The sequence below is a fragment of the Burkholderia sp. lig30 genome, from assembly GCF_000687455.2.
Classification (GTDB): domain Bacteria; phylum Pseudomonadota; class Gammaproteobacteria; order Burkholderiales; family Burkholderiaceae; genus Burkholderia.
The window spans coordinates 1-16,962 of sequence record NZ_JGVW01000069.1; the positions used below are offsets into that span (position 1 = coordinate 1).

18 protein-coding genes are annotated in these 16,962 nt (G+C 67.5%); 12 read left to right on the forward strand and 6 right to left on the reverse strand.

The window, feature by feature from the left end:
- Positions 1-521 (forward strand): helix-turn-helix domain-containing protein (locus LIG30_RS09955; RefSeq protein WP_038711744.1); only part of this gene is annotated, 521 nt, incomplete at its 5' end.
- 67 nt (positions 522-588) lie between these two features.
- On the opposite strand, the gene LIG30_RS09960 is transcribed toward LIG30_RS09955, so the two are convergent.
- Complete coding sequence (locus LIG30_RS09960; protein WP_038711745.1) at positions 589-1,119, reverse strand: peroxiredoxin family protein; 531 nt, start codon at positions 1,117-1,119, stop codon at positions 589-591.
- 249 nt (positions 1,120-1,368) lie between these two features.
- Between LIG30_RS09960 and LIG30_RS09965 the strand changes: the two genes are divergently transcribed.
- Positions 1,369-1,941 carry a hypothetical protein gene (locus LIG30_RS09965; protein ID WP_038711747.1) on the forward strand — a complete coding sequence of 191 codons (573 nt, stop codon included), beginning with the start codon at positions 1,369-1,371 and terminating at the stop codon, positions 1,939-1,941.
- A gap of 326 nt (positions 1,942-2,267) precedes the next feature.
- On the opposite strand, the gene LIG30_RS09970 is transcribed toward LIG30_RS09965, so the two are convergent.
- Complete coding sequence (locus LIG30_RS09970; protein ID WP_038711748.1) at positions 2,268-3,884, reverse strand: YifB family Mg chelatase-like AAA ATPase; 1,617 nt, start codon at positions 3,882-3,884, stop codon at positions 2,268-2,270.
- A gap of 162 nt (positions 3,885-4,046) precedes the next feature.
- Positions 4,047-4,298, reverse strand: coding sequence for an accessory factor UbiK family protein (locus tag LIG30_RS09975; RefSeq protein WP_038711750.1), 252 nt, complete (start codon positions 4,296-4,298; stop codon positions 4,047-4,049).
- A gap of 351 nt (positions 4,299-4,649) precedes the next feature.
- Here LIG30_RS09975 and LIG30_RS09980 point away from each other — a divergent pair, with 351 nt between their 5' ends.
- The 7 genes from LIG30_RS09980 to ptsP all read left to right on the forward strand — a co-directional run bounded on the left by LIG30_RS09980 (position 4,650) and on the right by ptsP (position 12,098).
- Positions 4,650-4,988 (forward strand): P-II family nitrogen regulator, encoded by a 339-nt coding sequence (locus tag LIG30_RS09980; RefSeq protein ID WP_038711752.1) that lies wholly within the window; start codon positions 4,650-4,652, stop codon positions 4,986-4,988.
- A gap of 30 nt (positions 4,989-5,018) precedes the next feature.
- Positions 5,019-6,521 (forward strand): ammonium transporter, encoded by a 1,503-nt coding sequence (locus LIG30_RS09985; protein WP_038711753.1) that lies wholly within the window; start codon positions 5,019-5,021, stop codon positions 6,519-6,521.
- A gap of 243 nt (positions 6,522-6,764) precedes the next feature.
- Positions 6,765-8,054 (forward strand): glutamate--cysteine ligase, encoded by a 1,290-nt coding sequence (gshA, locus tag LIG30_RS09990; RefSeq protein ID WP_038711755.1) that lies wholly within the window; start codon positions 6,765-6,767, stop codon positions 8,052-8,054.
- 41 nt (positions 8,055-8,095) lie between these two features.
- The gene (gene gshB, locus LIG30_RS09995) at positions 8,096-9,052 is read left to right on the forward strand and encodes a glutathione synthase (protein ID WP_038711756.1); all 957 of its coding nucleotides are present in this window, start codon (positions 8,096-8,098) and stop codon (positions 9,050-9,052) included.
- A gap of 230 nt (positions 9,053-9,282) precedes the next feature.
- The gene (locus LIG30_RS10000) at positions 9,283-9,753 is read left to right on the forward strand and encodes a PTS sugar transporter subunit IIA (RefSeq protein ID WP_038711758.1); all 471 of its coding nucleotides are present in this window, start codon (positions 9,283-9,285) and stop codon (positions 9,751-9,753) included.
- Positions 9,754-9,855: 102 nt separating this feature from the next.
- Entirely contained in the window at positions 9,856-10,125 is a 270-nt protein-coding gene (locus tag LIG30_RS10005) for an HPr family phosphocarrier protein (protein ID WP_038711760.1), read from the forward strand.
- 200 nt (positions 10,126-10,325) lie between these two features.
- Positions 10,326-12,098, forward strand: a complete 1,773-nt coding sequence (ptsP, locus tag LIG30_RS10010; protein WP_038711870.1) for a phosphoenolpyruvate--protein phosphotransferase — start codon at positions 10,326-10,328, stop codon at positions 12,096-12,098.
- A 43-nt stretch (positions 12,099-12,141) separates the two neighbouring features.
- On the opposite strand, the gene LIG30_RS10015 is transcribed toward ptsP, so the two are convergent.
- From LIG30_RS10015 to gpmA, 3 genes are all read right to left on the reverse strand, one after another.
- Complete coding sequence (locus tag LIG30_RS10015) at positions 12,142-12,894, reverse strand: HesA/MoeB/ThiF family protein (RefSeq protein WP_038711762.1); 753 nt, start codon at positions 12,892-12,894, stop codon at positions 12,142-12,144.
- Between the two features lie 178 nt (positions 12,895-13,072).
- Entirely contained in the window at positions 13,073-14,632 is a 1,560-nt protein-coding gene (locus LIG30_RS10020; protein WP_038711763.1) for a S41 family peptidase, read from the reverse strand.
- A 178-nt stretch (positions 14,633-14,810) separates the two neighbouring features.
- On the reverse strand, positions 14,811-15,557 hold the full coding sequence (gpmA, locus tag LIG30_RS10025) for a 2,3-diphosphoglycerate-dependent phosphoglycerate mutase (RefSeq protein WP_038711765.1): 747 nt from the start codon (positions 15,555-15,557) through the stop codon (positions 14,811-14,813).
- A gap of 136 nt (positions 15,558-15,693) precedes the next feature.
- Between gpmA and LIG30_RS10030 the strand changes: the two genes are divergently transcribed.
- From LIG30_RS10030 to secB, 3 genes are all read left to right on the forward strand, one after another.
- Positions 15,694-16,116 (forward strand): rhodanese-like domain-containing protein, encoded by a 423-nt coding sequence (locus tag LIG30_RS10030; protein WP_038711766.1) that lies wholly within the window; start codon positions 15,694-15,696, stop codon positions 16,114-16,116.
- A complete protein-coding gene (gene grxC, locus LIG30_RS10035; RefSeq protein ID WP_038711767.1) occupies positions 16,113-16,373 on the forward strand; it encodes a glutaredoxin 3 in 261 nt (86 codons plus the stop codon). The genes LIG30_RS10030 and grxC overlap by 4 nt, the downstream gene beginning before the upstream one ends.
- A 102-nt stretch (positions 16,374-16,475) precedes the next feature.
- On the forward strand, positions 16,476-16,949 hold the full coding sequence (secB, locus tag LIG30_RS10040) for a protein-export chaperone SecB (protein WP_038711769.1): 474 nt from the start codon (positions 16,476-16,478) through the stop codon (positions 16,947-16,949).
- Positions 16,950-16,962 lie beyond the last annotated feature (13 nt).

Sequence of the window (16,962 nt, forward strand, 5' to 3'; positions counted from 1 at the left end):
GCCGGATCGTCGCGGCCGCGAAGGGCGACATGAGCGAACTCGTCGCGGCCGGCACGTTCCGGCGCGACTTGCTGTACCGGCTCAACGTCGTGACGATCGCGCTGCCGCCGCTCGCGGAGCGCCGCGAGGACATCGTGCCGCTGTTCGAGCATTTCATGCTCGACGCGGCCGTGCGCTACGGCCGCCCCGCGCCGGTGCTCAGCGACCGCCAGCGCGCGAGCCTGATGCAGCGCGACTGGCCCGGCAACGTGCGCGAGCTGCGCAACGCGGCCGACCGCTTCGTGCTCGGCGTCGCCGACATGCCGCCGGAGGCGGGCGCGTCGGGCGGCCCGGACGACGCGGGCGAGCAGACGCTGAAGGCGCGCATCGAGCAGTTCGAGCGGGCGGTGATCGCAGAAGCGCTGAACCAGACGGGCGGCACGGTCGCGGCGACCGCCGACCGGCTGCACGTCGGCAAGGCGACGCTGTACGAGAAGATGAAGCGCTACGGCCTGTCGGCCAAAGGAGAAACGGACCGCTGAGCCGGCGTGGCCGGTCATGCGGTCCGTTGCGGGAGCGGGGCGCGGCACGCGCCCCGGCTTCGGGAGGTCAGGCGGCGCCGTTCAGCGCCTTCCGCAGCAGCTGGTCGAGCTCCGCGAACTGCGGCGCGCCGACATAGCGCTTCAGGATCTTGCCGTCCTTGTCGACGACGAAGGTGGTCGGCGTGAGCTGCACGTTGCCGAACTGCTTCGCGACGCTGCCGTCGTCGAGCGCGACCTTGAACGGCAACTGGCGCGTCTGCGCGTAGTTCGCGACGTACATCGGCGGATCGTAGTTCATCGCCACCGCGACGAATTCCAGCCCCTGACCCTTGAAGCGGTTGTAGGTCTCGACCATCTGCGGCATTTCCTGCATGCAGGTCGCGCAGCTCGTCGCCCAGAAGTTGATCAGGTAGACCTTGCCTTTCAGGTCGGCGGACGTCGAGATCTTCTGGCCCGACAGCAGCGTAAACGTCGCGTCGGGCGCGCTCGATTTGCCGTTGAAGGCGAAAAAGCCGGCTACGGCGATCGCGATGGCGGCGGCGGCCAGCGCGAGATAGCGCATCGGGCTGGCGCGGCGGCCTTGGGAAGGTGAGTTCATCGGCAGGTGCTCTGGAAGGCGGTCGAAGACGCGCGGATCGCAAAGGATGTCAAAATTTGGCGCTCATTTTAGCGCGTATACGGCCTGCGTATCGGGGGCGCGATGCGCGGCGCATGCGCGCGAAATGAAATAGCGCAGGCGCACTGCGGCGGGCGCTGCCGGGGCGCCGCGCCAGGCGGATACGGGGTCGCACGTCCCGAATTGCCGGTTGGACGGATAATGGCGGTTTTGCCCGCTTCCCTGCGCGTCATGCCGAAGGCCCTCGTCGATTCGTTGCATCCCCTTTTTCGTCCGCTGCGTCGCTTCGCGGCACTCGCATGCGCGAGCGCGGTGCTCGCGGCCTGTTCGCCGGCCTACGACTGGCGCACGCTGCACAACGACGCCGGCTACACGGTCGATCTGCCGGCCAAGCCGACCGTCGACGAACATGCGATCGAGATCGCCGGCACGCCGATGAAGATGCGCATGCAGGCGGCGCACATCGCTGACGGCGTGTTCGCAGTCGGCACCGTGATGCTGCCGGACGACCGCGACGAAACCCGGCGTGCGGCGCTCGACTACCTGCGCGCCGGCCTGTCGCGCAATCTGGGCGGCGCGGCGCAGGTCACGGCGGTGGCGGTGCCGCTCGCGTCGGGCGGCGCGGTGAGCGGGCTCGAGGTACGCGTGACCGGCACGCCGGCGGGGCAGGCGCACGCGAACAAGATGATCGTCGCGCGGCTTGCGGCGCGCGGGCGCCACGTGTACGAGGCGGTCGTGATTTCCGACACGGCGCTGCCGGCGGAGCAACTCGACCAGTTCTTCGGTTCGCTGAAACTCGATTAGAAGCAGGCCGCCCGGGCCTGCCCTCAGACTGCGCCGGGGAACTGGAAGTTCCTTCGCAGGATTCGCCGCTAGTGGCCGGATTTTGTTGAGGTTTTTCGGCTTTCCACAAAGCATGTGGATAACTTTGTTGAAAAGTTCTCGGAATTCGCCGCCAAGGCACGCCGGGCGGCCTTTTCAGCCGATTACACATGCCCGTTGAATCAAAAAAAGATCAATAAAATCAATGCTGTGGGAAATCCGCCCGGACCGATGCCCGCCGCCGCCCCGCCGAGATGGGGATCGGCGAAATTGTGCATAAGTCAAGTCTTGACACGCGATTTTTATATTTAATGGGGCGCGAGCGCGCGCCGGTAACGGATCGCCTCGGCAATCTGCGCGGCGTCGGGCCCTGCATCGCCGGCCAGGTCGGCGATCGTGCGGGCGACCTTCAGCACGCGGTAATACGCGCGCGCCGACCAGCCGAACCGGTCGCCGGCCTCGCGCAACAGGCGCTCGCCTTCGCCGGTCGGCCGGCACAGGTCGTCGGTTTCGCGGCCCGTCAGCATGTGGTTCGTCTTGCCCTGCCGGCCGAGCTGCAGCGCGCGGGCGCGCGCGACTCGCGCGGCGACCGCGGCGCTCGGCTCGCCGGGCGTCTCCGTGCGGGCGCTGAGCTCGGCCGGCGTGAGCGCGGGCAGGTCGATCTGGATGTCGATGCGGTCGAGGAGCGGCCCGGACAGCTTGCGTAAATAGCGCGCGGCGACGTCCGGCGAGCAGCGGCAGCGGCCGGACGGATCGCCGTGCCAGCCGCACGGGCACGGATTCATCGCGGCGATCAGCTGGCACGCGGCCGGGAAATCGGCCTGCAGCGCGGCGCGGGAAATCGTGATGCGGCCCGCTTCGAGCGGCTCGCGCAGCATTTCCAGCACGTGCCGGTCGAATTCGGGCAGCTCGTCGAGAAACAGCACGCCCAGGTGCGCGAGCGTGATCTCGCCCGGCTGCGGCGGATTGCGGCCGCCGACCAGCGCGGCGGCGCTCGACGAGTGGTGCGGCGTGCGAAACGGCCGCCGCCGCCACTGCGCCGGCGAAAAGCCGGCCCGGCTCGCGGACAGCAGCGCGGCCGACGCCAGCGCCTCGTCGTCGGTGAGCGGCGGCAGCAATCCCGGCAGCCGGGCGGCCAGCATCGACTTGCCGGCGCCCGGCGGACCGACCATCAGCATGTGATGCCCGCCCGCGGCGGCGACTTCGAGCGCACGCCGCGCGCCGCGCTGGCCGATCACGTCGGCGAGGTCGGGTGCGGCCGGCGCCGGGCGGCTGTCGAGCGCGGGCGCGGCGACCGGCGAAAGCCGCCCGTCGGGCACGCCGGTCAGGTGCGCGCACAGCGCCGGCAGGTCGGGTGCGCCGAATACCGTGACGCCCGGCACCAGGACCGCCTCGGCCGCGCTCGCGAGCGGCAGGTAAAGCTCGAGCGCGGGCGAGGGGGCTTCAGCAGGCTCGGCGGGATCGGCAGCGGCAGCCGGATCGATCGCCGGATCGGCAGAGGCCGCGACAGCCGGATCGACAGTGTGCCGCGCGCGGGCAGCGCCGCACGCCATCGCGAACGCACCGCGCATCGGCCGCAGCGCGCCGGTCAGCGACAGTTCGCCTGCGAATTCGCGCCGCGCGAGCGCGTCGGCCGGGATCAGCCCGTTCGCGGCGAGGATGCCGAGCGCGATCGGCAGATCGAAGCGGCCGGATTCCTTCGGCAGGTCGGCTGGCGCGAGATTGACGGTGATGCGGCGCACGGGAAACTCGAAGCCGCAGTTCTGCAGCGCGGCGCGCACGCGCTCGCGGCTTTCGCGGACTTCGAGATCGGGCAGGCCGACGATCGAGAACGACGGCAACCCGTTGGCGAGATGGACTTCGACGGTGACTTCCGGCGCGCGGCCGGCCGCCGGCGCGCGGCTGCGCACCACGGCAAGCGACATGACGAGGCTCCTGTTGAGGCGGGCGGGCGGCCCGGTGTGGCCGCCGCCGCGGAAAAGGGAGAAATCGATGCGCGCTTGCCGGCGTGGCGCGAGACTTGACGACTACGACTACGACTGAGGACAGGCGTGCGGCCGGGAGTCGGCCGGAACCGCGTGATCCGCTCAGGACTGCGACGAGGCGAGCTTCTGCTCGAGCTCCGCGACGCGCCTTTCCAGCTCCTCGAGCCGCACGCGGGTGCGGGCGAGCACCTGCGCCTGCGTGTCGAATTCTTCACGCGTGACGAGATCGAGCTTCGAGAAGCCTTGCGACAGTACGGCCTTCACGTTGCGTTCGACATCCTTGACCGGCGAGTTTTTCAGCAGATCGCTGACACGCGCCTGCAGGTCGTTAAAAACGCCGCTGGGTTGCTTCATGGTGTTCCCCTTCTTTTGCACAAAAAATGTGCGTGTTCCGTTACGTTCGCGCCCATGATGCACGCATGACCGGAAATGGTGCGCGTCAGGCGCGATTTCCGGGCACGGCGCCCGCATGGGTCAATGCCCCGATCCGCGGGACGTGCGTGCACTCTAGCAACGTTCCACGCGCGGCGCCAGCAAACCCGCCGTGCGTTGGCCGTTCGGCCGGGGTTTGGGGAGCAAAAGGCCGTCCTGCGGTGCGCGCGACGCGATTCTCGCCGCTGTTTACGCGGACTGGCATGCGAGTTGCTGATGAAAGTCCGCTACCTATCCAACCAGTTCGACGGGACAACCCAGCGAGAGGACTTCATGAAACTCATTACCGCAATCATCAAGCCGTTCAAGCTCGATGAGACGCGCGAGGCGCTCTCCGCCCTCGGCGTCTCCGGCATCACGGTGACGGAGGTGAAAGGGTTCGGACGCCAGAAAGGCCATACCGAACTGTATCGGGGCGCCGAGTACGTGGTCGATTTCCTGCCGAAGATGAAGATCGAGGCAGCCGTGTCCGACGATCTCGTCGACCAGGCCGTCGAGGCGATCGAACGGGCCGCCCGCACCGGCAAGATCGGCGACGGCAAGATCTTCGTCACGCAGATCGAGCAGGTGATCCGGATCCGCACCGGGGAGACAGGCGCGGACGCGCTGTAATACGAGACGAGCGACAAGAGGAAAACCAACATGCGCAAACTTCTGATGTCCCTGCTGATGGCCGGCTCGCTGATCGCGGCCGGCGTCGGCTCCGCGCTGGCGGACGACGCGGCTTCCGCCGTGACGGCGTCCGCACCTGCAGCATCGGCGCCCGAGGCATCGGCCACCGCCGCGCCGGCTGCTTCGGCCGCCGTCGCATCCGACACGTCGGCTTCCGCCGCCACGGCACCGGCCGCCGCGGCATCGGCTGCCGCGCCTGCATCGGCAGCCGCCGCACCGGCCGCGCCGACCGCGCCGTTCTCCGTCGATTCGTCGAAGATCAATTCGGGCGACACCGCGTGGATGCTGACTTCCACCGCGCTGGTGCTGTTCATGACGATCCCGGGCCTCGCGCTGTTCTACGGCGGCATGGTCCGCAAGAAGAACGTGCTCGCGACGGTGATGCAGAGCTTCGCGATCACCGCGCTGATCACGGTGCTCTGGACGGTGATCGGCTACAGCCTCGCGTTCACGCCGGGCAACGGTTTCATCGGCGGCTTCTCGCGCGCGTTCCTGTCGGGGATGAACTACATCAAGGGCGACAAGGCGACGACGCTGACCGTGAGCCACCTGGCGACGACGATTCCGGAATCGGTCTACTTCGTCTACCAGATGACGTTCGCGATCATCACGCCGGCGCTGATCTGCGGCGCGTTCGCCGACCGGATGAAGTTCTCGGCAATGCTGGTGTTCATGACGCTCTGGTCGCTGATCGTCTACGTGCCGGTCGCGCACATGGTCTGGGAACCGAGCGGCTGGCTGTCGTCGGACGGCGTGCTCGACTTCGCGGGCGGCACGGTCGTGCACATCAACGCGGGTATCGCGGGCCTGGTGTCGTGCCTGGTGCTCGGCAAGCGCGTCGGCTACGGCCGCGAATCGATGGCGCCGCACAACCTGGTGCTGACGCTGATCGGCGCCTCGATGCTGTGGGTGGGCTGGTTCGGCTTCAACGCGGGTTCGGCGGTGGCGGCTGACGGCCGTGCCGGCTTCGCGATGCTGACGACGCAAGTCGCGACTGCCTGCGCGGCGCTCGGCTGGATGTTCGCCGAGTGGATCGCGAAGGGCAAGCCGTCGGTGCTCGGCATCGTGTCGGGCGCGGTTGCCGGCCTGGTGGCGATCACGCCGGCGGCGGGCTTCGTCGGCGTGACGGGCGCGCTCGTGATCGGCGTCGCGGCGGGCGTCGTCTGCTTCTGGACGGCCACGTGGCTCAAGCTGAAGCTCGGCTACGACGATTCGCTCGACGCGTTCGGCGTGCACGGCGTGGGCGGCATCCTCGGCGCGCTGCTGACGGGCGTGTTCGCGGTGAAGGACATCGGCGGCGCCGACGGCAGCCTGCTGCTGCAGGCGAAGGGCGTCGCGATCACGCTGGTCTACAGCGGCGTGCTGAGCTTCGTGTTGCTGAAGGCGATCGACATGGTGATCGGCCTGCGCGTGACGGAAGAGGAAGAGCGCGAAGGCCTCGACGTGATCCTCCACGGCGAGCACGTCGAATAAGCCGGATCGACCGGTGCGGGGCGGCCGCGACGCCGCCCCCGAAACGAATGAGCGCAGCGACTTCGGCCCGCCGTTTCCGGCGGGTTTTTTTTCGTCGCCGGGCCGGTGTGGTGTGGCCTAACGCCGCATGCTATCGGGTCTATAGTTATAAACAACCTGTAAATCCTTGCGAATCCGGGAACAATCCCCAAATGGGCCGGGCAATTGCTCTACAATCTTTTTTCTCCCGCTCGCGAGTGATTCATGGTTCCCCACCTCGTTACGGCGTTAAACGGCCCGCTGCTCGAACTGGAGCGGAAGATCCTCGACGCCACGCCTGCCATCGAACGCTGGTTCAGGCTCGAATGGCAGGAGCACACGCCGCCGTTCTACTGCTCGGTCGACCTGCGTAACGCCGGCTTCAAGCTGGCGCCCGTCGACGCGAACCTCTTTCCCGGCGGATTCAACAATCTGCCGGCCGAAGTGTTGCCGCTCGCGGTGCAGGCGGCGATGGCCGCAATCGAAAAGATCTGCCCGGACGCGAAGAACCTGCTCGTGATTCCCGAGCTGCCGACCCGCAACGCGTTCTATCTCGAGAACGTCGCGCGGCTCGCGACGATCATGCGCCAGGCCGGCCTCAACGTGCGTTTCGGCTCGCTCGATCCGTCGGTCACGGCGATCACGCCGATCACGCTGGCGAACGGCCAGCAGATCGTGCTCGAGCCGCTCGAACGCACGCCGCGCCGCCTCGGCCTGAAGAATTTCGAGCCGTGCTCGATCCTGCTGAACAACGACCTGTCGGCGGGCATTCCGCCGGTGCTGGAAAACCTGCACGAGCAGTACCTGCTGCCGCCGCTGCATGCGGGCTGGGCGGTGCGCCGCAAGTCGACGCATTTCTCGTGCTATGACGACGTCGCGAAGAAGTTCGCGAAGATGGTCGGCGTCGATCCGTGGATGGTGAATCCGTACTTCGCGCACGTCGAGGGCATCGACTGGCAGGCGCACGAAGGCGACGAGGCGCTTGCCGACGCGATCGACGGCGTGCTGAAGAAGGTCGCGCGCAAGTATCGCGAATACGGCATCAGCGAGAAGCCCTACGTGGTCGTGAAGGCCGATGCCGGCACCGCCGGGCGCGGCGTGATGACCGTGCACGACGCCGCCGAGATCGGCCGCCTGTCGAAGGCGGAGCGCGCGCAGATGGCCGAGTCGAAGGCCGGCCTCGCGGTACGCGACGTGATCGTGCAGGAAGGCGTGTATACGTTCGAGCGGATCGGCGACGAAGTCGCGGAGCCGGTCGTCTACATGATCGACCGCTATGTCGTCGGCGGCTTCTACCGCACGCACGGCGGCCGCGAGCGCGACCAGAACCTCAACGCGCCGGGCATGCACTACGTGCCGCTCGGCTTCGAGCACACCGCGCTGCCCGATGCGGGCGCGAAGCCGGGCGCCGCGCCGCCGAACCGTTTCTACATGTACGGCGTGGTCGCGCGGCTCGCGCTCATCGCATCGTCGATCGAGCTGGAAAAGACCGATCCGGAAGCCATTCAGGTGTGACGGCCGCCAGCCGGCCGCCACCGCAACGTATCAGGACCCGCATGGACATTCTCTTTATCGCCGACCCGCTCGAGCGCTTCAAGATCTACAAGGATTCGACCTACGCGATGATGGCGGAGGCCGCGCGGCGCGGGCATGCGATCTACGCGTGTGAGCCGCACCAGCTCGCGTGGACCGGGTCGGGTGTCGAGGCGGACGTGCGTCGCGTGACGATCGTCGGCGATCCGGCCGACCTGCACCGCGATCCGTGGTTCGAGGCGGCCGCGCATGAGTCGCGCCTGCTGACGTCGTTCGGCGCGGTGCTGATGCGCAAGGACCCGCCGTTCGACATGGAATACGTGACGGCCACCTGGATGCTCGAGGTCGCCGAGCGCGCCGGCGCGCGCGTGTTCAACAAGCCGCAGGCGATCCGCGATCATTCGGAGAAGCTCGCGATCGGCGAGTTCCCGCAGTTCGTCGCGCCGACGCTCGTCACCCGCGATGCCGCGCGGCTGCGCGCGTTCCATGCCGAGCACGGCGACGTGATCGTCAAGCCGCTCGACGGCATGGGCGGCATGGGCGTGTTTCGCGTGAAGGAAGACGGGATGAACCTCGGCTCGATCATCGAGATGCTCGGGCATGACGGCACGCGCTCGCTGATGATTCAGAAGTTCATTCCCGAGATCAAGGCGGGCGACAAGCGCATCCTGCTGATCGGCGGCGAGCCGGTGCCGTATTCGCTCGCGCGGATTCCGCAGGGCAACGAGGTGCGCGGGAATCTCGCGGCGGGCGGCTTGGGCGTCGCACAGCCGCTGACGGCGCGCGATCGCGAGATCGCCGGCGCGCTCGCGCCGGTGCTCGCGTCGCGCGGCCTGCTGCTGGTCGGCCTCGATGCGATCGGCGACTGGCTGACCGAGGTGAACGTCACGAGCCCGACGTGCTTCCGCGAAATCATGGAGCAGACGGGCTTCGACGTCGCCGGCATGTTCGTCGACGCGCTCGAGCGCGCGGCCGCGTAAGCGGCGAAATCCGCGTAATGCCGGCGGCGGCCGCGCAGGTCCCCCGCTGCCGGAATGGCTTGATTGGCCTGCTACAATGCCCGTTCGCCCGGCACGGTTCCGGTGTCGATGGCCCGGCGGCCGGGCCGAACTTGTTGCAAGGCTGAAAATGAACCGACCCTCTCACTCGCTTCGTCCGCTGCTCCTCAACGAGGTGTCAGCCGGCTCGGGGCGGCTCGGTGCGTACTGACATGGCAGGGATTCTCATCATTGCGCACGCGCCGCTCGCGAGCGCGCTGCGGGACTGCATCGCCCACATCTACGGCGGCGTGCCGGCGCGCATCGGCGTCGTCGACGTGCAGGCGGACAGCGATCCGACCCAGGTGATGGCGTTCGCGCACGCCGAGCTCGCGCGCCTGAAGGAAGACAACGGCGCGCTCGTGCTGACCGACATGTACGGCGCGACGCCCGCGAACATCGCGGGCCAGTTCGCGAAGATGGAGAACGTCCGGGTGCTGGCGGGCGTCAATCTGCCGATGCTGGTGCGCGCGGTCTGCTACCGGACGACGCCGCTCGACACGCTCGTCGACAAGGCACTGTCGGGCGGCGCGAAGGGCGTCCACGAGGTTGCGGCGAACACGCCGGCGCCGGCGTCCGCGCTCGGCTGCGGCGAATGCGCGCCGATTCCGCCGGCGCCGTGCCCGCGCACCGGTCAGCGGTAGTGCCGCCGGCCGTGCATCACGGCAGGCGCGTGCCGCCTGCCGCGTCCCGTTTCACCCATCCCGCCGGCGCAAGCCGCCGACGGCCTCGACCGAACGAAAACCATGCTTCAACAAGAAACCACCATCGTCAATAAATTGGGGCTGCATGCTCGCGCATCGGCCAAGCTCACGCAGCTCGCGGGCAACTTCCAGGCCGAGGTATGGATGACGCGCAACGGCCGCCGGATCAACGCGAAGAGCATCATGGGCGTGATGATGCTGGCGGCCGGCATCGGCAGCACCGTCACGATCGAGACCGAAGGGCCCGACGAGACCGAGGCGATGGATGCGCTGCTGAAATTGATCGCCGACAAGTTTGGCGAAGGGCAGTGATACGCGGCGGCATCGTTACGGTTTTCAATAAGAATGCCGCGGCGTGCCGCGGCATTTTTTTCGATGCGATCCTCCATTCGACGGGCGCAATGTTGCGCTGCATGCAGTCATGAACGAGTCTCGGAATTTATAATCGGGATCCAGGGTCATAAGCGCATCTCGGCGGTGTGCCGCGGTCATACATGTAAGAGGAGGTGCGCGTGTCGTTCACGCTGCATGGAATTCCTGTTTCACGAGGTATCGCGATCGGACGTGCGTATCTGATCGCGAGGGCTGCGCTCGACGTCGCGCATTATCTGATCGACGCGCATCAGATCGACGCGGAAGTCGAGCGCTTCCGCGCGGCGCTCGACGCCGTGCGGGGCGAGCTGGATGCGCTGCGCGCCGATCTGAGCGACGACACGCCGACCGAGGTCGGCGCGTTCATCGACGTGCACGCGATGATCCTGAGCGACGCGATGCTCGTGCAGGAAACCATCGACCTGATCCGCACCCGGCGCTACAACGTGGAGTGGGCGCTGACCGAGCAGCTCGACGTGCTCACGCGTCACTTCGACGACATCGAGGACGAATATCTTCGCGAGCGCAAGGCGGACATCGAGCAGGTGGTCGAGCGGGTGCTGAAGGCGCTCGCGGGCGCGCCGTCGGCCACGCAGGCGCTCGACAGCGCCGCGAAGTGCAGCGACGAGATGATCGTCGTCGCGCACGACATCGCGCCCGCCGACATGATGCAGTTCAAGACCCAGTCGTTCCAGGCGTTCGTCACCGATCTCGGCGGGCGCACGTCCCACACCGCGATCGTCGCGCGCAGCCTCGGCATTCCGGCGGCGGTCGGCGTCCAGCACGCGAGCGCGCTGATCCGGCAGGACGACCTCATCATCGTCGACGGCGACCAGGGCATCGTGATCGTCGATCCGGCGCCGATCGTCCTCGAGGAATATTCGTACCGCCAGTCCGAAAAGGCGCTGGAGCAACGCAAGCTGCAGCGTCTCAAGTTTTCGCCGACGCAAACGTTATGCGGCACCAAAATCGACCTGTACGCGAACATCGAGCTGCCCGACGACGCGAAGGCGGCGGTCGAGGCGGGCGCGGTGGGCGTCGGGCTGTTCCGTTCCGAGTTTCTGTTCATGAATCACAAGAAGCAGATGCCGGAGGAGGAGGAGCAGTTCGCCGCGTACCGGCGTGCGGTCGAGTGGATGAAGGGGATGCCGGTGACGATCCGCACGATCGACGTCGGCGCCGACAAGCCGCTTGAGGCGCTCGACGAAGGTTACGAGACCGCGCCGAACCCGGCGCTGGGCTTGCGCGCGATCCGCTGGAGCCTGTCCGAGCCGCAGATGTTCCTCACGCAGTTGCGCGCGATCCTGCGCGCGTCCGCGTTCGGGCGGGTGAAGATCCTGATCCCGATGCTCGCGCACGCGCAGGAGATCGACCAGACGCTCGACCTGATCCGCGAGGCGAAGCGCCAGCTCGACGATGCGGGGCTCGGCTACGATCCGAACGTGCAGATCGGCGCGATGATCGAGATCCCGGCCGCGGCGATCGCGCTGCCGCTGTTCCTCAAGCGCTTCGATTTCCTGTCGATCGGCACGAACGACCTGATCCAGTACACGCTCGCGATCGACCGCGCGGACAACGCGGTCGCGCACCTCTACGATCCGCTGCACCCGGCGGTGCTGCACCTGATCTCGTACACGCTGCGCGAGGCGAAGCGCGCGGGCGTGCCGGTGTCGGTATGCGGGGAGATGGCGGGCGATCCGGCGCTCACGCGCCTGCTGCTCGGCATGGGGCTCACCGAATTCTCGATGCATCCGAGCCAGCTTCTCGTCGTCAAGCAGGAGATCCTGCGCGCGCACCTGAAGGCGCTCGAAAAGCCGACGGCCGACGTGCTCGCCGCGTTCGAGCCGGAGGAAGTGCAGTCGGCGCTCAAGCGCCTGTCGGAGGCCGCGCTGCGGGCGGACGCCACCGCCTGAGCGCGCGGCCGCGCGTTGCGCGTGCCGAGTGCGGTCCGGCGCGTCAGTGCGCGCCGCCGCACACCGGGCAATCCGCCTGGCGCGCGATTTTCATCGTCGTCCATTCCATCCGCAGCGAATCGAGCATCATCAGCCGGCCGCTGAGCGTCGTGCCGATGCCGCCGATCACGCGCAGCGCCTCGGCCGCCTGCATCGCGCCGATGATGCCGACCGTCGGCGCGAACACGCCCATCGCCGAGCAGGCGACCTCCTCGAACGGCTGGTCCTCCGGGAACACGCACGCGTAGCAGGGCGCCGCGGGATCGCGGAAATCGAACGTGCTGATCTGCCCGTCGAAGCGCAGCGCCGCGCCCGACACGAGCGGCACGCGATGCGTGACGCACGCGCGGTTGATCGCATGACGGGTCGCGAAATTGTCGCTGCAGTCGAGCACGACGCCCGCCTGCGGGACGTGCGCGTCGAGCCAGGCGTCGTCCACGCGCTCGGCGACCGCGTGGACCGTCACCTCCGGATTGAGCTGCGCGAGCGTGTCGCGCCCCGATTCGACCTTCTTGCGCCCGATCGACGCGGTCGCGTGCAGGATCTGGCGCTGCAGGTTGGTGAGGTCGACCGTGTCCGCGTCGATGAGCGTAATCGTGCCGACGCCGGACGCCGCGAGATACATCGCCGCGGGCGAGCCGAGGCCGCCTGCGCCGACGACGATCGCATGCGCGTCCAGAAAGCGCTGCTGGGCTTCGATGCCGATCTCGTCGACGAGGATGTGGCGGGAGTAGCGGAGGAGTTGATCGTCGTTCATGAGCGGAGGGCGGGCGATGCGCGGTGCGGATCTGCTTATTCTAGGGCCTGTTCGCGCGAGCGGCGGGGCGCCGCGTGCCGTGCCGGCGGGCGTGCGGTGATTCGGCCCGTTCCGCGCATACAAGCAAAACGGGCCATCGCGGGAGTGCCGCGATGGCCCGTCGGGTGCCGGCCGGCGCTTACTGCGGTGCCGGCACGGGCTTCGGCGTGGCCGCCGGCTTCGACGCCGGCTTCGATGCCGGTGCGGCCTTCGATGCGGCAGCCGGCTTGCCGGCCGTCGCGCTCTTCGTGCTCTCGGCGAGCAGCGACTTCGACTCCTGCACCGGCTTGCCTTCGAGCTTCGCGAGCGCCTGCTGCATCATGAAGTCGTCCGCGCTGCCGAATTCGATCGGCTTGCGGTCGCGATCCTTCTGACGCTGCTCCGGCGTCTTCTTGTCGTTCTGCTCTTCCAGGATGCGCAGCTGATCCATCCGGCGCTGCTCGCGATCTTCCTGTTCCTTCTTCTCGTTCGGATCCTGCGTGTTCGCGAGGTGGTTCGTGTAGTCGACTTCGCGCGTCACGAGCACGTCGTCCGGATCGCCGTCCGCGTACTGATCGACCGGAACGTCGGGCGTGATGCCCTTGTTCTGGATCGAGCGGCCGCTCGGCGTGTAGTAGTACGCGGTCGTCAGGCGCAGCGCCGTGTCGGCCGTCATCGGGCGGACCGTCTGCACCGAGCCCTTGCCGAACGTCGTCTTGCCCATGATCTGCGCGCGCTTCGAATCCTGCAGCGCGCCCGCGACGATTTCCGACGCCGATGCCGAGTACGCGTTGGTCAGCACGACCAGCGGCACCGTCTTGAAGACCGGCGCCAGCCCCTTCAGCGGATCGCCGTCGAACGACGGCAGGCGGTAGTTGTCGTAGGTGTCGCGATAGACCTGCTTCGAATCCGGGATCTGGCCGTTGGTCGATACGACGACCGAATCCGGCGGCAGGAACGCGCCGGCGACGCCGACCGCGCTCTGCAGCAGGCCGCCGCCGTTGTTGCGCAGGTCGAGGATCAGGCCCTTCAGGTTCGGCTGCTGGCGCGCGATGTCCTGCAGCCGCGCGGCGAGATCGGGCGTCGTGCGTTCCTGGAAGCTCGTGATGCGGATGTACGCGTAGCCCGGGTCGAGCAGCTTCATCTTCACGCTCTGCACGCGGATCACCGCGCGCGTGACCGTGACCGGGAACGTGCGGTCGTCGCTCTTGCGGAAGATCGTCAGCGTGACCTTGGTGCCCGGCTCGCCGCGCATCTGCTTGACCGCCTTGTCGAGCGTCATGCCGCGCACCGGCTTGTCGTTGATGCGGGTGATCAGGTCGCCCGGGCGGATGCCGGCGCGGAACGCGGGGGTGTCTTCGATCGGCGAGATCACCTTGACGAGGCCGTCTTCCTGCGAGATCTCGATGCCGAGGCCGGCGAAGCGGCCCTTCGTCTGCTCCTGCAGCTCTTCGTAGTCGGTCTTGTCGAGGAACGACGAGTGCGGGTCGAGGCTCGAGACCATGCCCTTGATCGCCGACGTCAGCAGCTTCTTGTCGTCGACCGGCTCGACGTACTCGCGCTTGATCTGGCCGAACACCTCCGCGAACAGGCGAAGCTGGTCGAGGGGAAGCGGCGCCGTGGCGGTCTGCTCTGCCGATGCGGAGATTTGCAGCGTGGCGAATACGCCCGTGGCGAGGCCCGCGGCAATCAGGCCGATGTTCTTCAATTTCATTCGCATAGAGTCTGGTGCGGTCGGAAAGCGCGAGGCTTTTGCGGGGATAAGGCAATCAAGTATATAACTGTTCGCACCGTCACCCTGTGGATCGGGCCGAAACCGGTTCGACAGTGCCCGGGCGGGGAGGTTCGCGTCACGGCGGGCAGCCGCGCCGGCGCATGGCCGGCGCGGCTGCGCGGGATCAGCTCGCCTTGCCCTGCTTCGCGACGGCGGCCTGCGCCTTCGCGATCGCGTCCTGGTCACCGAGGTAGTAGTTCCTGACCGGCTTCAGGTTTTCGTCCAGCTCGTACACGAGCGGCACGCCGTTCGGGATGTTCAGGCCGACGATGTCCGAATCCGAGATGCCGTCGAGATACTTGATCAGCGCGCGCAGCGAGTTGCCGTGCGCGGCGATCAGCACCTGCTTGCCGCTCTTGATCGCCGGCGCGATCGATTCGTTCCAGAGCGGCACCACGCGCGCGACCGTGTCCTTCAGGCATTCGGTCAGCGGCAGCTGCTCGCGCGGCACCTTCGCGTAGCGCGGGTCCGCGTACGGCGCGCGTTCGTCGGTCGCCTCGAGCGCGGGCGGCGGCGTGTCGTAGCTGCGGCGCCAGACGAGCACCTGGTCGTCGCCGAACTTCGCGGCGGTTTCCGCCTTGTTCAGGCCGGACAGCGCGCCGTAGTGACGCTCGTTGAGGCGCCACGAGTGCACGACGGGCAGGTACATCAGGTCCATCCGGTCCTGCACGTGCCACAGCGTGCGGATCGCGCGCTTGAGCACCGACGTGTAGGCGAGGTCGAACGTGTAGCCGGCTTCCTTGAGCAGCTCGCCGGCCTGGTAGGCTTCGTTGCGGCCCTGTTCGGTCAGGTCGACGTCGATCCAGCCGGTGAAGCGGTTTTCCTTGTTCCACGTCGATTCGCCGTGGCGGATGAGAACGAGCTTGTACATAGATGCTTGCGGTCGGTAGTAAGGGAAGCGGGGGGCGTGGCGTCGCGGCCCGGGGCGGGCGCGCCATCGCGCAAGGCTGTTATTTTATAATGGGCGGATTGTCCTTTCCCGATTTCTCTTTTTCCGGCGGATTTCCGTGACGTTCTTTACCGATTACACGAACCTGGCCCTCATCGCGATCCTGCTGGTCTCCGGCGGCCTGCTCGCCGTGCCCGCGCTGCGCCGCGGCCGCGGCGGGCTGTCGGCCGCCGAGGCGACGCAGCTCATCAATCGCCGCAATGCGGTCGTGATCGACCTGCGTCCCGCCACCGAGTTCGCCGCCGGCCACCTGCCGTCGGCGCGCCAGATCGAGGCGGCGGAGATCGGCGCGAAGATCGCGCAGGTCGCGAAGAACAAGAGCACGCCGGTGCTGCTCGTGTGCCAGAACGGCCAGCAGTCGCAGAAGGCGGCGCGCGAGGTCGAGGCGGCGGGCTACGCCGAGGTGCACGTTCTCGAAGGCGGCGTGAGCGCGTGGCAGCAGGCCGGGATGCCGGTCGTCAAACAAGGAGCGACGAAGTGAGCAAAGTGGTCATGTACAGCACCCAGGTGTGCCCGTATTGCATCCAGGCCGAGCGGCTGCTGAAGCTGCGCGGCGTCGAGCACGTCGAGAAGGTGCTGATCGACAGGGAGCCGGCGCGCCGCGAGGAAATGATGTCGCGCACCGGCCGCCGCACCGTGCCGCAGATCTACATCGGCGACACGCACGTCGGCGGCTACGACGATCTGTCGAAGCTCGACCGCGAAGGCGGCCTGCTGCCGCTTCTGCAAGCCGCGTAAATCGGGCAGAATGGCCGCCGGCCGCGCGGCATGGCGGCGCACGTTCATACCGGGCGTGCCGGCGAATGCCGGCCGTCCCGTCATCATTTTTAGGGAAACAACATGTCCGACGTCGAGAACCAACCGTTTTTCAACATTCAGCGCATCTACCTGAAGGATATGTCGCTCGAGCAGCCGAATTCGCCGGCGATCTTCCTCGAGCAGGACATGCCGTCGGTTGAGGTCGAAGTCGACGTGAAGGCGGAGCGTCTGGCGGAAAGCGTCTTCGAGATCGTCGTGTCGGGCACCGTGACGGCGAAGGTCAAGGACAAGGTCGCGTTCCTGATCGAAGCGAAGCAGGCCGGCATTTTTGACATTCGCAACATTCCTGACGAGCAGCTGGACCCGCTCGTCGGCATCGCCTGCCCGACGATCCTGTTCCCGTACCTGCGCTCGAACATCGCCGACGCGATCACGCGCGCAGGCTTCCCGCCGATCCACCTGGCGGAAATCAACTTCCAGGCACTCTACGAGCAGCGTCTCGCGCAGCTGCAGCAGCAGGCAGAAGGCGCGCCGAATGGCTCGACGCTGAACTGAGTGGCGCACAAGG

Excerpts from the sequence above, each read along its gene's own strand:
- LIG30_RS09960 (WP_038711745.1), bottom strand. The coding sequence starts at position 1,119 with ATGAACTCACCTTCCCAAGGCCGCCGCGCCAGCCCGATGCGCTATCTC.
- LIG30_RS09965 (WP_038711747.1), top strand. The coding sequence starts at position 1,369 with ATGCCGAAGGCCCTCGTCGATTCGTTGCATCCCCTTTTTCGTCCGCTG.
- LIG30_RS09970 (WP_038711748.1), bottom strand. The coding sequence starts at position 3,884 with ATGTCGCTTGCCGTGGTGCGCAGCCGCGCGCCGGCGGCCGGCCGCGCG.
- LIG30_RS09975 (WP_038711750.1), bottom strand. The coding sequence starts at position 4,298 with ATGAAGCAACCCAGCGGCGTTTTTAACGACCTGCAGGCGCGTGTCAGC.
- LIG30_RS09980 (WP_038711752.1), top strand. The coding sequence starts at position 4,650 with ATGAAACTCATTACCGCAATCATCAAGCCGTTCAAGCTCGATGAGACG.
- LIG30_RS09985 (WP_038711753.1), top strand. The coding sequence starts at position 5,019 with ATGCGCAAACTTCTGATGTCCCTGCTGATGGCCGGCTCGCTGATCGCG.
- gshA (WP_038711755.1), top strand. The coding sequence starts at position 6,765 with ATGGTTCCCCACCTCGTTACGGCGTTAAACGGCCCGCTGCTCGAACTG.
- gshB (WP_038711756.1), top strand. The coding sequence starts at position 8,096 with ATGGACATTCTCTTTATCGCCGACCCGCTCGAGCGCTTCAAGATCTAC.
- LIG30_RS10000 (WP_038711758.1), top strand. The coding sequence starts at position 9,283 with ATGGCAGGGATTCTCATCATTGCGCACGCGCCGCTCGCGAGCGCGCTG.
- LIG30_RS10005 (WP_038711760.1), top strand. The coding sequence starts at position 9,856 with ATGCTTCAACAAGAAACCACCATCGTCAATAAATTGGGGCTGCATGCT.
- LIG30_RS10015 (WP_038711762.1), bottom strand. The coding sequence starts at position 12,894 with ATGAACGACGATCAACTCCTCCGCTACTCCCGCCACATCCTCGTCGAC.
- LIG30_RS10020 (WP_038711763.1), bottom strand. The coding sequence starts at position 14,632 with ATGCGAATGAAATTGAAGAACATCGGCCTGATTGCCGCGGGCCTCGCC.
- gpmA (WP_038711765.1), bottom strand. The coding sequence starts at position 15,557 with ATGTACAAGCTCGTTCTCATCCGCCACGGCGAATCGACGTGGAACAAG.
- secB (WP_038711769.1), top strand. The coding sequence starts at position 16,476 with ATGTCCGACGTCGAGAACCAACCGTTTTTCAACATTCAGCGCATCTAC.